The 246-nt window shown below is 29.7% G+C and carries 1 protein-coding gene; it reads left to right on the top strand.

Annotated features, from left to right (window positions below):
* The first annotated feature begins 45 nt into the window (after positions 1–45).
* Positions 46–195: a hypothetical protein gene (locus tag V7164_RS25510; protein ID WP_335355634.1), complete on the top strand. Its 150-nt coding sequence runs from the start codon at positions 46–48 to the stop codon at positions 193–195.
* The last annotated feature ends 51 nt before the right edge of the window (positions 196–246 follow it).

Genomic DNA, 246 nt, shown 5'->3' with positions numbered 1-246 from the left:
ATTATATGGAGAGAGAAGATAATAAAATGATTGGAGGTGAAAAAGATGGAACAAAAACCTAATCATTATGACGGAAGTTTTCAGCTTGACTATGGCGCAAATAATGAGCTTAATTCAAATGAATCGTTTCAAATTACAGATGAAATGCGACTGAACATGGGTGGTAACCCTTATTTTTTTGATGTGAATAAATAACGAATAATTTTTTATAGGGATTTGTATAACTGACAAATTCTTAGATTTTAT

The sequence above is a fragment of the Bacillus sp. JJ1474 genome (genome assembly GCF_036965225.1).
In the GTDB taxonomy this organism is placed as follows: domain Bacteria; phylum Bacillota; class Bacilli; order Bacillales; family Cytobacillaceae; genus Cytobacillus.
This window is presented reverse-complemented; position numbering and strand designations above follow the sequence as displayed.